The organism is Saccharothrix variisporea (assembly GCF_003634995.1).
Lineage (GTDB): Bacteria > Actinomycetota > Actinomycetes > Mycobacteriales > Pseudonocardiaceae > Actinosynnema > Actinosynnema variisporeum.
Map to the genome: position 1 here is coordinate 7,621,774 of NZ_RBXR01000001.1, position 13,947 is coordinate 7,635,720.

Consider the following 13,947-nt stretch of genomic DNA (forward strand, 5'->3'; position numbering starts at 1 on the left):
GTCGCCGGACGTCGTGCGGGAGCATCGAACGGTGGGGGAGGCGTTCCCCGTTCGGGAGGCTCGGTGCGACGTCGGGTGGTCTGGCTGCTGATCGGACTGGCGTTGGTGCTGGTGGCGGTCGGTGCGGTGGTGGCGAAGCTGGCCGTGCCGGCGGTGGTCTCGTCTGCGGTCGCGGCAGCGGCGGCGGTGGTCGCCGGGTTCTCCACCACCCGCGCGGCGGCGGTGATGAAGCTCCGCGACGACCGCCGTGACGCCCGCCAGTCGCTGCTGCGCTGCGACCGCCGAGGCCGGTTGCCGCTCGTGCGGGACCTCGACGACCCGGTGCAACTGGGGACGCACCCCGCGGCGGTCGTGGGCTCGAACCGCGTGCCCGCCTTCGTCCGCCGGGACGTGTCGGCACGCCTGGAGGAGGCGATCTCGGCCGACCGCTTCGTGCTGCTGGTCGGCGAGTCGACCGCCGGCAAGTCGCGGCTGGCCTACGAGGTGGTGCGCGCCCTGCTGCCCGACCACCGCTTGGTCGAACCCGCCGGCCGGGACGCGGCCGGCGCGGCGGTGGAGGCGGTGCTCGACTCGCCCCGGGCGGTGTTGTGGCTGGACGACGTCGAGCGGTTCCTCGGCGAGGGCGGGTTCACCGGGGCCGGGATCTCCGCCGTGCTGTCGGCGCGGCGGCACGTGGTCCTCGCCACCATGCGGTCCGAGGAGTACTCGTACTTCCGCGGCGGGTCGTCGGCCGTGGCCGACGCGACGCGCAGCCGCGAGACGGCCCGCCGGGGCTGGGAGGTGCTGCGGCTGGCGACCCGGATCGACCTGCCCCGGACGTGGAGCGCCGAGGAGGTCCGGCGCGCGCGGAGCACCGGGTCCCACGACCCCCGGCTCGCCGAGGCGCTGGAGCAGGTGGACCGGTTCGGCGTCGCCGAGTACCTCGCCGCCGGGCCCCAACTGCTGACCGCGTGGCGGGACGCCTGGGCACCGGGCACCCACCCCAGGGCGGCTGCCCTGGTGCTCGCGGCGGTGGACGCGCGGCGGGCGGGCATCCACCGCCCGGTGGACCTCGACGTGCTCGTCCGAGCGCACGAGTCCTACCTGCGGGGACGCGGCGGCCACCGGTTGCGGCCCGAACCGGTCGAGGAGGCGCTCGACTGGGCGACCACGCCCCTGCACGCGACCAGCAGCCTGCTGATCCCGCACGGGGACGGTCAGTTCCTCGCCTTCGACTACCTCATCGACGCGATCGACCGGGTGGCGATCCCCGAAGCGGCTTTGGAAGCCTTCGTCGACGGCGCGCAGCCCGGGGAACTCCGCGACATCGGCCAGGTGGCGTGGCAGTGGGGCCGCCTCGACCAAGCCGAACTCGCGTACGAGCGGGCGTCGGCGACCTGGGCCGAGTACCGCACGGATCGCGGGTACGTGATCGCGGAGCGGGACGGCCGGGCCGCGCAGTCGGAGTACCTCCACCGGAGCGTCGACGAGCTGACGGCTCAGGTCGGCTGGGACCACGAGGACACGATCGGCGTCCGCGCCGGCATCGCCTGGGACGCCGGGTACGGGCACGACCTCCGGCTGTCCCTGCGGGCACTGCACCGCCTCCTGCCCGAGGCCGAGGCGTCGCTGGGCGCGTTCCACCCCACGACCCTCAACATCCGCCGCGGCATCGCCCACTGGACCGGCGAGATCGGTGAGACGCGCCGGGCGGCGACCCTGTACCAGCGCTTGGTCGACGACTGCCTGGAGCACTTGGACGACCAGCAGTGGGTCACCTACGCGTCGGTGCTCGGCTACGTCGCCGTCGTCGAGCGCGGCACCACCCCTGGGCGGGCCGTCGAGCTGTACGACGAGGTCGGCGCGTGGATGGCCGCCCGACGCGCTCCGGCGGACTTCGTCCAGACACTCAGGTACCAACGGACCCGGCAACTCGGCCGAGCCGGGCGGTACGACCTCGCCTTGGCGGAGTGGGAGTCGATCGTGGCGGACGAAGAGCGGCGCAACGGCCGGTTCGCCACGCGGACGTTGTCCGCGCACCAAGAGTGGTTGAGTTGCACAGCGGACAGCGGGGACCTCGGCGGTGCCTTGAGGGCCGGACGGCGGTTGCTGGACGAGTGCGTCGCGAACGGCGATGTCTCGGGCGCCGCCCTGCGTGCTCTCCGCTTCTGGATCTCGGTGTGGACCGGCGAGAGCGGCGATGTCGCCGAAGCGGTGCGCGTCCTGCGCGCGATCAGGGAAGAGGACGTCCGGCGGTTGGGCGAGGACGATCCGACGGTGTGGGCTGTCGATCTCCGGTTGCGGTTTTGGAGCGCTGTGGACCGGGGACGGGTGCGGGACGCGGCGGACGAGTTGCGGCGGCTGCATGACGACGTGGTGTGGGCTTTCGGGGTGTCGACCACGCTCGCGGAGAAGGTGTTGCGGGAGTTGGAGAAGACGTGCTGAGGGGGTCGGACAAGCGGGAGGCTTGTCCGACCCCCTCAGGGTCCTGTCCCCCGGGTACCCCCGGCCGCCGAGCTTCAGGTGCCGTGGGACAGGCCGGGGCGGTGGGAGTGCGGTCCGCCGCCCAGGTCAGTTCTTCGCGTAGACGTCCGGGGTGCCGGCCGTCGAGGCCGTGTAGCCGCCCGCGAAGAGTTGGTTGACCCTGTTCGCTTCCTGGGCGTTCGGGTACACGTTGCGGCAGGACGTGCCCGCGCTGCCGCCGGACATCAGGTACGAGCAGATGCCGTTGTAGTTGTCGGGCAGCCCCAAGCCGTGCCCGATCTCGTGGGCCACGATCCGCAGGGCGTAGTTGCCCGCCGCCACGTCCCGGTTGTCGATGTAGATCGTGGCGCACCCGAGCCCGCAGGGGTAGGCCCGGGAGCCGCCGCCGGTGGTCGCGTAGATCCGGATCGTGGCGCTGCCCCCGCGGACCATCCGCAGGTTGGGCACCCTGGAGTTCCAGATCTGCGCGGCCTGGTCGGCTTCCGCCGAGTAGCCGGAGGCGCTGTAGTAGACGGTCCTGGCCAGGGCCGTGGACGGCGTCGCGGCAGCGGTCAGGGTGCCGGCCGCGAGCGCCAGGGTGGTGAGCACCGCGGTCAACGCGGTGCGCACGAGTTTGCTGGTCACACGATCTCCTTCGGTGCAGGGGAAGGTTCTCGTGGAATTCACACTAAGAGCAGATGACCGGATGGCGTCATAGGGCTTGGGCATAGATGCCGTCGATGGGCCACGGGCGGGCGTCCGCCATGAGCCCGATCATGCCCGACACCAGGCGCAGCTGGTCCACGTCCCGGATGTCGGCCTCGACCAGGCGCGGGGACGCCACGACGATGGCCGCCGCCTGGGCGCGGGACAGGGCGACGTTGATCCGGTTGCGGGACAGCAGGAAGTCCAGGCCGCGCGGGAGGTCCACGGCGGCCGACGACGTCATGGTGGTGATGACGACCGGGGCTTCCTGCCCCTGGAACTTGTCCACCGTGCCGACGCGGACTTCCGGGTAGCCGTGCTTCTCCAGTTCCCGCCGGACCAGGCGCACCTGCATGTTGTACGGGGCCACGACGAGGATGTCGGAGTCGGTGATGGGGCGGGCGTTGGTGGTGTCCGTCCACATGCGACCCATGAGTGTTCGCACGACCTGCACCACCGCCTTGGCTTCTTCGACCGAGCTGGTGGTGTTGTGGCGGTGGTCCACCGCGTGGAGGTAGACGCCCGAGGCCAGGTCGGCGATGCCGCGCGTGGCGGCGGTCGGGTGGGCGTGCAGGAGACCGGCGTAGGACAGGTTGGACACCGGCGTGCACACGTCGGGGTGCATCCGCCGGGTCTGGTCGAGGAAGTAGCCCAGCGTGGGCGGGATGACGTCGGCGTCGCCGATGAGGTGGCCCAGTGCGGACGCGTCCGCGCCGGCCGGGTGCGTGCCCTGCACGACCTGGGGGAGTTGCTGCGGGTCGCCCAGCAGGACCAGGTTGCGGGTGCAGGTGGACACCGCCAGCGCGTCGGCCAGGGCGAACTGGCCGGCCTCGTCGATGATCAGCACGTCGAACGGCTGCTCGCGCAGGGTGGCGTTGGCGAACGTCCAGGCCGTGCCGCCGACCAGGTGACCCGCGCCCTGGTCGGTGCGCCAGCGGACCAGGGACGGGTTGTCCTTCGGCTGCTCCCACGGGCAGTCCTTGGCGGGCGTGCCCTTGGGGCGCTTGGCCGTGGGGATCGGGACGCCCAGTTCGCGTCCGGCGGCCAGGGCGGCGCTGAGGACGTTCTCCACCGCCTTGTGGCTGTTCGACGTGACGCCGACGCTCTTCCCGCGCTGGATCAGGTGGGCGATCAGGCGTCCCGCGAGGTAGGTCTTGCCGGCGCCGGGCGGGCCCTGGACGGCGAGGGTGGAGTTGTCGAGGGCGTCCACGGCCGCGATGACGTCGGTGATCACGTCGTCGGTGTGCGGGAGGGACGTCTCAAGGCGGAGACGCGGTGGGGTGCGGCGGACCAGGTCCACGCCGGGGTGCGGCGGCAGGGACGGGAGGTGGTCCACGACCGTGCGGGCCAGGTCGTAGACGGCGTCGTCCTTGGGGGACGGGCGGACCGGGCTGCCCGGGAGCACGGCGATGGGGCGGGCGGTGTCGGTGTCGTCCGGGGCGGTGCTCTCCAGCAGCACGATGTCCTCGGCGGACTCGGCCAGCACCACCGCGTCGCGGGTGGTGTTGGGGGTGCCCGGGTAGAGCAGGCGCACCTGGTCGCCCGACGCGAACGGGTGCGGCCGGTCGGGGTCGCAGCGCACGACCACCTCGCGCTTGGCCTTGCGGACCCGGCCCGACGGCATCGCCCAGTCCTGCGCGGTCACCGAGACCGGGACGGTGCAGGCGTTGTCGGACTCCAGTTCGGGCAGCGGCGCGGCCACCTGGCGGAAGAAGTCCCACCACGCCGGGTTCGTCTCCCGGCGGTGGTAGCCGACCGCCGCCGCGAGCAGCGCGCGGGCTTTCTCGTCGTCCGTGGCGTCGGCGGGGTTGTCCGGGAGGCCCGCCAGGAGCGGGTCGATGACGGCGGCCAGGCGCTCGGCGCGTTCGGCACGGCGCTGGGCGGCCAGTTCGTCCTCGATCTCGTCCACAAAGGACTGTTCGGGGACGTGCGGTTCGATGCCGGCCTCGGCGCGGACTTCGAGCAGGAAGTTGTAGAGGCGGCGCGTGGAAACGCAGTCGTAGGCGTTGTAGTCGGCGATGCCCTGGAGGACTTCCTCGGCCTTCGCCGGGTCCTTGAGGGTCAGGTACTCCTCGTAGGCCTCGATGCTGGACACGGCGGTGGTGACGTCGCCGTCGCGGGAGGTGTCCATGTAGAGGGGTTCGAGGTACTTGATCGAGTACGAGCGCTGGGAGACGCGCAGGGCCTTGCGCACCACGGCGTAGAGGTCGACCAGGGACCGTGAGCGCAGGAGGTGGTCCACCGCTTCCTCACGGGTGCCGTGCAGGGCGGCCAGGCGCTTGAGGGCGCTCGTCTCGTAGGGCGCGTAGTGGTAGATGTGCGCGCCCGGGTGCTCGGCGAGGCGGGCGGTGGCGAAGTCCACGAAACGCTCGAAGGCCAGCTTCTCCTGGGGGCGGGTGTGCGCCCAGAACGGCGTGAACTCCTCCTCCGGGGTGACCACGCCGAACAGGTACTCCAGACCTTCGCCGGCCAGCGCGAACGGGTCGCCCTCCATGTCGAAGAACAGGTCGCCGGGGCTGGGCGGCGGCAGCTCGGCCAGGGCCTCGGGGGCGACGACCTCGTAGGCGACCTTGCCGATCGGGTCGTCGGCGGTGCGCGAGTCGTCCTGGATGACCTGGAGGGCGGCCTGGGCGCGCAGCCCGGTGAAGGTCGCGGCGGACATCGTGGGCGGGCGGTCCTCGCGGGTGGCGTTGGCGAGGGCGTCGATCGTGCCCAGGCCGGCGGCCTGGAGCTTGCGGCGCTGGTCGGTGCGGATGCCGGCGACCAGGGACAGGTCGCGGTCGCGCTCCCGGCCGGTGGCGCAGTGGCGGGCGAAGCGGCAGGTGGCACAGGCCGGGCGTTCGTCGTCCCACAGGCGGTCGGGGAGGGCGGGTTTCTCCCGGAGGCGTTCGGTGAGGCGGTCCTTGAGGTTGCGGACCAGGGGCAGGAAGTCGGCGACGCGGTAGGTGCGGGTGGTGTCGTCGCCGAGGACGAGGTGCATGGCGGGGCCGGCGTGGTCCTTGAGGGCGTCGGCGTAGGCGGTGAGCTGGACGATGTTCGCCGGGGAGGGGTGGCGGGCGAGCTTGGCGTCGTGCGGCTCGTAGCCCAGGTCGGTGCGGACCAGGAAGTCGGCGCGGCCGTGGAAGCCGTCGGCGTAGAAAACGGCCTGGTAGATGACTTCTGCTTGGGCGTCGAGGGCCTTGTGGGTGGCTTCCGCCGCTGCCTGGAGGGCTTCGTGGGTCGGCGCGGGTTGCGGGATCTCGACCACGCTGTGCCGGGCCTTGAGGCGGTCGAGGACGGCCAGTTCGTGGGCCAGGCCGTGCCGGGCGGCCAGGACGTCGCGCTGGGGGTCGGGGCTGGGCGCACCGGGGACGTCGCGGGCGAGGGCCAGGGTGAGGCGGCTGCGGTGGTCGCACTCCAGCAGGTCCACCAGGTCGGCCGGGGAGTGCACCAGTCGGCCGTCGGCGTTGAGCATGGCGGGCAGTATCGCGGGGGCGAGCGTCCGAACGGCGGACCGCGCTCGGCGAGTCGCTCAGTGTGGTTGGCGTGATGTCCAGCGGGTGTGGTGGGCGGTGGCCCGGGTTCGGGCCGCGGCCTCGGCTTCCGGGTGGACGGGTTCGGCGCACCACTTCCGGAGGACGTGGGCCATCTCCGTCACGAAGTGGTGGCCGGTCGGGGTGAGGCCGCCGCTGGTCAGCAACGTCCCGGTGGCGGTGTAGGCGGCTTGGCGCCAGCGGGCGTACTCGGTCTGGGCGGTGAGGCTCGGGCGGGTGCGCCAGAACCTCGCCACGCCGAGGTGGGCGTAGGTGCCGTGGAGCAAGCCGGCCAGGGGGCGGGGGTCTTCGCGCCACGGGGCGTAGAAGATCTCGCGCCGGTCCGGCACCACCAGGGGGAACAGGTCCATCAGGGCCACCAGCTTGGTGTGCTGGGCCTCGTGGACCAAGGTCACCGCCAGGGTTTCCGGGTCCGGGCTCGGGGACAGGAAGACGCAGCCGAACGCGTCCGCGACGGTGGCGCTGGTGGTGCCGGTGGACGACGCCGGCATGGGGGTGATCACCGTCACCAGCTCGGCCACCTCGGCGGCCAGGGTCGGGTGGTCGGTCGACAGGATCCGCCAGGCCGCGGCCAGGGAGCGGCGCCAGGAGTCGACGTCCACAGCCGTGGCGATCGGCAGTTCCGGGGGCACGCCCCCGCCCGGCCACGTGTCGATCTGCACCGTGCGCGGGCCGAGAGCGACCTCCGGCATGGGCGTGTGCGTCAGCGTCACCGGGTCGGCGATGCCCAGGGTCGGCAGGGCGAAGACCTCCGCGGGCGGGAAGTCCAAGGTCACGGGCAGGCCGGCGCGGATGGCGGCAGCGGCGGCGGTGAAGGACAGTTCGGCGGGCCGTGCGGGTTCGCGCGAGCGCATCGCCAGCGCGGTGCGGATCGCCCACGCGCCCACCGACGGGTGGTCCAGGACCGTCGCGACCTCGCCGGGGGACACGCGGTCGGCGTCGACCAGCAGGCGGTAGGCCGGGCGGGCTTCCGGAGCGGTCGCGATGAGCCTGATCAGCAGGGACGTCCGGCTCCGGCGGGCCAGGCGCAGGTCGCGGACGACCTCCGGACCGCCCTCGCCGCGGGCCAGCGCGGTGAAGGCGGCGGTGGACAGGCGCCACCGCGGCACCGTCACGCCGGCGCCGCCAGGTCGGCCGCCGCGCGGTCGCGGACGTGGGTGATCAGGCGGAACAGGTCCGGGCAGTACACCGACGGGTGGTCGAAGCCCGAACCCGCCCGGTACCGGTGCGCCCGCAGCCCGCCGCCGCACGCCGCCACCACCGGACACGCCCGGCAGGTCGCCGACAGGCGCCCGGAGCGCGCGGCGACCACCTCCGGCAACGCCAGGGCGCGGTCGAAGTCGTCGCGGGACACGTGCAGGCCGGTCGACGCGGCGGACGGCTCCGACGACGCCAGGATGTCCGACGCCGAGACCGACCCGTCGGTCTCCACCACGACCTGTGCGGTCGGCGTCACCCCCACGCCCTCCAGCCGCGACTGCCCGCCCAGCACCACGGTCAGCAGTTCCTCGAACAGCCGAACGCGCGTCACCGGATCGCCATACCACCGGTCGAACAACGGGATCAGCCAATCCGCGTAAGGCGTGGCGGTGGATCCGGAAGTTCGCCCGGGTGGCGGAACTGTCCAGTTCCCGTGCGGCAGCAGGAAATCCACGACGGGCGGCGAGAAATCGAGCAGGGAACCGTAGACGTCGTGCGGGTCGTTGTTCACGTCGACCACACACAGCACTCCCCGGTACACCGCGCGGAACTCGTCGGCCAGCAACCGCAAAGCGTCCCGCGTCGCCGCCCAACTGCCCGTTCCGCCCGCCCTCTTGCGGTGCCGGTCGTGCGCTTCCCGACCCCCGTCGACGCTCACCCCGACCCCGACGCCCAGGTCCGCGAACAGCCGCAGGAAGTCGCGGTCGAGCAGGGTTCCGTTGGTCTGCACGGAGAACCGCACGGGCACGGGCACCACCGCGCGGAACCGGTCCACCAGCGAGGCCACCGCCGCACGTCCCGCCAACAGCGGTTCTCCGCCGTGCAGCACGACTTCCACCTCGGACAACCCGTGCGCCCGAACGTGCCGCGCCACCCGTTCGGCCGTGTGCGCCACCACTTCCCGCGACATCACCCGCGGTCGAGAACGCCAGCTCTGGTCCGCCAGTTCGTAGACGTAGCAGTAGTCGCACGCGAGGTTGCACCGGCTGTGCACCTTCACGACGAACTGCCGGAACGGCCGCGTTTCCATGCACCCCCCGATCCATCGGCCCCCGGACAACCAACCAAACACATCGCGCCGGCGCTCACTTCCGCCGATCGGAGGATTCCCCGCATTCTTCGTTCTCGCGCACTACGATGGGATCAAGGGACCGGGAGCAGACCCGCACATTTGCGGTGAGGGGGTGGGAGATGGCCGAGGAACCCGTCCTGGAGTCCGAACTCCTCGACGTCACCGGGATCGACCTCGCGCGCCTGGCGGAGTTGCCCGACACCGCGTTGCGCGCGGCCCTGAACCGCATCCTCGCCGAGAACGCCGAGCTGCCCGACCGGTTCGCGGCGTTCGAGAGCTCCCTCTAGCGCGCCACACCTCCCGCCGATCTGGAGCAGTCGATGAGCAGCCCTGCCGGCCACGGCCACACCGGTGTGACGGCGTTCCTGTCCGCCACCGGCGGCACCGGCCGCACCAGCGCGGTGGCGAACCTGGCCTGGGTGCTGTCCGGTGCGGGACAACGGGTCCTGGTGGTGGACTGGGGTTCCGAGGTCCCGCACGTGCGCGAGTACCTGGAGCCGTTCCTGGTGTCCCGCCGCGCTTTGCCCGACGCGTTGGGCCGCGCGCTGCTCGCGGCCTACCACGCCGACCCGGCGCGCGAGGACGACCCGCCGCCGGTGGTGGAGCGGTTCGCCCTGCCCGCGCCCGACGACGGCGGCCACATCGACGTCGTGGCCCCGTTCGGCGGCGAACCCGGTCGCGGCGGCCACGGCGACGCGGGCGCGATCGCGGAGTTACGCGCGCGGCTGGCCGAATCCGACTACGACCAGGTGCTGATCGACGCGCCGACCGGGGTCGGGGACGAGTCGCTGACGCTGGTCGCGATGCTGTGCGAGTTGGCCGTGGTGTGCTTCCGGCCCCGCCCCAGGGCCATCGCGGACGCCGCCGACCTGGCCACCCGGGTCCGCAAGCGCGCGCCGATCTTCATCGACGTGGTCCCGGTGGCCACGTTGTTCGACGACTCCGACCAGTCCCGCGCGCAACGCGTCCGCTCCCAGATCCACGCCGCCTTCGCCGAACTGCTGGCGGGACAGGCGAAACGCGTCCCGGACGGCGGCACGGTCGAGATCCCCTACCGCCCCTTCGACGCCTTCGACCCGCTGCTGGCGATCCTGGCCGAGGAACCCGGCGGCGGCGGTGCCCTGGAAGCCCAGTACGGGCGCCTGGCCACCGCCGTCAGCGGCGGCGCGGTCACCGCGGCCCGACCCGTCTCCCCGGTGCTGCGTGCCCGCTACCGCCGCGTCTTCGGCCTGGCTTCGACGGCCGAACCGGACCGCGTGGCCATCGCCTACGCCCCGCGCGACCGCGCCTGGGCCGACTGGGTGCGCGGCCAGCTCGAACGCGCCGGCGCGCAGGTCCGCCCCTACACCGAGGCCCGGGAGTGGTGGGACGACGACGTGCCGCCCGGCGTGGTGGTGCTGGCGTCGCCGCACCTGGACGACGTCGAGCTGCCCGACCGGCCGGCGACCGTGCTGCGGCTGCTGCTGGACCCCGACGACGACTCCGAGGGCCTGTCCGTGCACCGGCACGCGCCGGAGACGCTGAGCGCCAAGCTGCTCGGGCACTTCGGCCTCATCGACCGCCCCGGCACCGCGCACGACACCGCCATGCGGGTGCCCGGCGCGGACCCGGCGGTGTTCCGCCTGCCGCCCCGGCACCGCTCGTTCGTCGGCCGCGACGAGGACATCGAGGCGCTGCGCGACGAGTTCGTGGACGCGGGCGCGGAACGCGCGGTGGTGACGCTCAACGGCGTGCCCGGCGTGGGCAAGAGCGAGCTGGCGCTGGAGTACGCCTACCGGTTCTCCAGCGACTACGACGCCGTGTGGTGGCTCTCGGCGCAGGACCGGCAGTCCGTGCAGGTGGGCCTGGCCGAGCTGGCGACGGCGCTGCGCCTGCCCGGCTCCACCGACTTCGGCTCCCTGACCGCGCTGGACCGGCTGGCGACCGACCCCGCCTACGCGCGCTTCCTGCTGGTCTACGACAACGCCGACGACCTCGACGCGATCGCCGACCTGCTGCCGCCCGGCACCACCGGGCACGTGCTGATCACCTCCGGCATGGCCGCCGCGCCCGCCATCGAACTGGTCCGGATGAGCCCCGAGGACAGCGTCGAACTGCTGCTGTGCCGGGTGCCGGGCCTGGCCGTGGAGGACGCCGAGCGGGTCGCAGCGCACCTGCAACGGCTGCCGCTGGCCCTGGACCTGGCCGCCGCGTGGCTCGCCGAGACCGCCTCCGCCGAGCGCGGCGCGGGCTCGTCGGACGCGGACGCGGCGGCGTGGGCGACCCGCACGTTCTTCGACCGGTTGGCCGGCTCCGAGCGCGACGGCGTCGGCCGGGTGGTCGACGTGGTCACCGGGTCGTTGCGGGAGAACGGGATCGGCCGGGTCGCGGTGCTGGTGGCGCGGCTGTGCTCGTTCCTGTCGCCGCAGGGCGTGGCGCTGGGCCTGGTGCGCTCGCCCGCGTTCCTGGAGCGCGTGATCGCCGCGGGCGGCGTGGACGCCGCGCCGATGGAGCTGGACGCCGGCGAGATCGACCGCGTGCTGTGGACCGGGGCGCGGCACGGGCTGTTCCGCGTGGACTGGGGCGACGAGTACACGTTGCGGCTGCACCGGGTGGTGCAGCGGGCGCTGCGCGAGGGCATGACCCCCGTGGAGCGGGAGGCGCGGCAGGCGGACGTGCTCTCGGCGCTGGCCGCGTTCGCGCCCACCGAGGTCGAGGACAAGTCGCCGACCCGCGCGCAGCGGTTCCAGGAGTTGCAGCAGCACGTGTTCCCGTCCGGCGCGCTGCACAGCAACGACCCGAAGGTGCGCCGCTGGCTGGTCAACCAGGCGCGGTTCCTGTTCACCGACGGCGGCGCGGGCGTGCGGCGGGCGGCGCTGGAACCCGGCCGCGCGCTGCTGGAGTCCTGGACCCGCCGGTTCGGCGCGGACGACCCGCTGCGCAACCGCCTGGCCACCCAGCTGGCCAACGTCCACCGCGTGCTCGGCGAACCCGTCGAGGCGCTGCGCCTGGACGACCTCGCCCTGGCCCAGCAGCGCCGCTCCCTGGACCTGCTGCACCCCCAGCCGCTGGCCACCGCCCGCGGCCGGGGCGGCGACCTGCGCGGCCTGGGCCTGTTCGCCGAGGCGCTGGCCGAGGACCAGGCCACCTGGGAGGGCTCGCGCGCGGTCCTGGGCGACGACCACCCCGACACCCGCCGCGCCGCGCACAACCTGGCGCTGTCGACGTACCTGTCCGGCGACGTGGTGGGCGCGCTGGCGCTGGAGGAGGACAACTTCCGCCGCCGGCGCCGGCTGTTCGGCGACCGGGACGAGTTCACCTGGAGCACGCTCGCCCAGATCGGGCTCTACCAGCGGGAGCTGGGCCGGTACCCGGAGGCGCTGGGGTCGTTGCAGCTGGCCTTGCAGAAGCTGCAGAGCCTGCGGCCGGAGCTGAACCCGGTGCAGGTGCGGGTGTCCTGGCAGTACGCGGTGGCGCAGCGGCTGGCCGGGCGCACCCGGCCGGCCAAGGAACGCACCGGCAAGGCGTTGCGGGACTTCCGCGAACTGGTCGGGCCGGACCACCCGTTCACCCTGGGCTGCCGGCTGAGCTACTCCCACGACCACCGGCGCGTCGGCGGCGACCCCGACCTGGCCGTGGAGCTGGCCCGCACCGCGCTGGACGGGTTCCAGGCGCTGCAGGGCGTCCGCGAGGAGCACCCGTTCCTCGCGCTGTGCCGGCTGGGCCTGGGTCTCGCGCTGCGCGCGGCGGGCGACCACGCCGGCGCGGTGGCCAACGTCGAGGCGGCGACGGCCGTGCTGCGCGCCCGGCTGGGCGACACCCACCCGTGGACGCTGGCCGCCGCGATCGACGAGGCCCGCGTCCGGTCCGCGGCCGGCGACACCGCCCGCGCCGCCGCGCTGATCGCCGCCGCGCACGCCGACTGCCTGGAGTTCCTCGGCCCCGACCACCCCCACACCGCCGCCGCCGCGCACAACCTGCGCGCCGCCGACGAGGACTGGCTGGAGTGCGATGTCGACATCCCGCACACCTGAGCGCCCCGGAGGAAGCGTGGAGCTCTACGAGGAGGAGGCCGAGCACCTGGGCCCCGAGTTCGACACCACCCGGCACGCCTGCCGCGCGGCGATCCTGAAGAGCCCGGCGCTGCACTACCTGGCGCACTACAGCAGCGGCGTGTTCGACTTCGGCGTGGACGCCCTGGGCGACCCGCCACCCGCGCCCGACGCCCTGCCCGGCGGCAGCAGGCGGGAGGAGCTCAAGCGCCTGGGCCGGCACCTGACCTTCCAGATGACCTCGCTGGACCGCGCGCTGCAGGAGGTCCGCACGGGCCGGCTCATCCGCCTGGTCCTGCACACCGAGGAAGGCGCGCTGTTCTGCGACTCGGTGGTGCCCACCGAGCACGTCGTCGGCCTGGTCCTGGACCACGCCGGCGCCGGTCCGCTGTTCGGCCACCCCGCCGTGGACGAGGCCGACCGGGCGGTCGCCGAACTGGCCACCGCGCTGCGCGGCGAACTGAGCCTCGGCTCGCTCAACCCCGGCGGCTGGGAGACGGCGAACGACCCGGTGCCCCTGCCCGGCGCCGGCCCGCACGACCCGTTCGTGTCCGTCGGCGACGACTCCCTGCCCGACTGCCTGGCGGCGTCCCGCGCCGAGGACCTGCACGTCGTGGCGCACGTGGCCGGGGGAGAGGTGCGCACGATGGTCGACCACCTGGGCGACCCGTCCCTGGCCCCGTTCTTCAAGCAGATCACCGTGGACGCCCGGCGGCGGTTCTACCAGGGCTTCCTGCGGGAACTGGGGGGCCTGGTCACCAAGCTCAACCGGGCGCTGCGCCCGGTGGTGGGCGGCCTGCTCGTGCGGGCGGTGCTGGACGTCGAGATGGGCGCGGTCTACTACTACCGGCTGGGCCCCGGCGAGTACCTGGCGGGCGTGACCATCGACCAGGCGCGCGTCAGCAACGCCGACGACCGGCTGTCTTCATTGGCGGCCGGCCTCACTCCATTCGGGCCTTGAACG

8 protein-coding genes are annotated in these 13,947 nt (G+C 73.5%); 4 read left to right on the forward strand and 4 right to left on the reverse strand.

The window, feature by feature from the left end; all coding sequences use genetic code 11:
* Window positions 1-63 precede the first annotated feature (63 nt).
* Window positions 64-2,424 carry a hypothetical protein gene (locus DFJ66_RS34885; RefSeq protein ID WP_147459437.1) on the forward strand — a complete coding sequence of 787 codons (2,361 nt, stop codon included), beginning with the start codon at window positions 64-66 and terminating at the stop codon, window positions 2,422-2,424.
* A gap of 126 nt (window positions 2,425-2,550) precedes the next feature.
* On the opposite strand, the gene DFJ66_RS34890 is transcribed toward DFJ66_RS34885, so the two are convergent.
* The 4 genes from DFJ66_RS34890 to DFJ66_RS34905 all read right to left on the reverse strand — a co-directional run bounded on the left by DFJ66_RS34890 (window position 2,551) and on the right by DFJ66_RS34905 (window position 8,910).
* Window positions 2,551-3,087, reverse strand: a complete 537-nt coding sequence (locus DFJ66_RS34890; protein ID WP_246030023.1) for a snapalysin family zinc-dependent metalloprotease — start codon at window positions 3,085-3,087, stop codon at window positions 2,551-2,553.
* A 67-nt stretch (window positions 3,088-3,154) separates the two neighbouring features.
* Complete coding sequence (locus DFJ66_RS34895) at window positions 3,155-6,601, reverse strand: TM0106 family RecB-like putative nuclease (protein WP_121227739.1); 3,447 nt, start codon at window positions 6,599-6,601, stop codon at window positions 3,155-3,157.
* A gap of 57 nt (window positions 6,602-6,658) precedes the next feature.
* Window positions 6,659-7,795 carry an HEXXH motif domain-containing protein gene (locus DFJ66_RS34900; RefSeq protein WP_121227741.1) on the reverse strand — a complete coding sequence of 379 codons (1,137 nt, stop codon included), beginning with the start codon at window positions 7,793-7,795 and terminating at the stop codon, window positions 6,659-6,661.
* Window positions 7,792-8,910: an FxsB family cyclophane-forming radical SAM/SPASM peptide maturase gene (locus DFJ66_RS34905; protein WP_121227743.1), complete on the reverse strand. Its 1,119-nt coding sequence runs from the start codon at window positions 8,908-8,910 to the stop codon at window positions 7,792-7,794. The genes DFJ66_RS34900 and DFJ66_RS34905 overlap by 4 nt, the downstream gene beginning before the upstream one ends.
* A 161-nt stretch (window positions 8,911-9,071) precedes the next feature.
* Between DFJ66_RS34905 and fxsA the strand changes: the two genes are divergently transcribed.
* Genes fxsA through DFJ66_RS34920 form a run of 3 tightly spaced genes read left to right on the forward strand, consistent with a single transcriptional unit; the run spans window position 9,072 to window position 13,944 of the window.
* Window positions 9,072-9,239: an FxSxx-COOH cyclophane-containing RiPP peptide gene (fxsA, locus tag DFJ66_RS34910; RefSeq protein ID WP_170199842.1), complete on the forward strand. Its 168-nt coding sequence runs from the start codon at window positions 9,072-9,074 to the stop codon at window positions 9,237-9,239.
* A gap of 33 nt (window positions 9,240-9,272) precedes the next feature.
* Window positions 9,273-12,965, forward strand: coding sequence for an FxSxx-COOH system tetratricopeptide repeat protein (gene fxsT / locus DFJ66_RS34915; protein ID WP_121227747.1), 3,693 nt, complete (start codon window positions 9,273-9,275; stop codon window positions 12,963-12,965).
* Window positions 12,966-12,981: 16 nt separating this feature from the next.
* Window positions 12,982-13,944, forward strand: coding sequence for a hypothetical protein (locus tag DFJ66_RS34920; RefSeq protein ID WP_121227750.1), 963 nt, complete (start codon window positions 12,982-12,984; stop codon window positions 13,942-13,944).
* Window positions 13,945-13,947 lie beyond the last annotated feature (3 nt).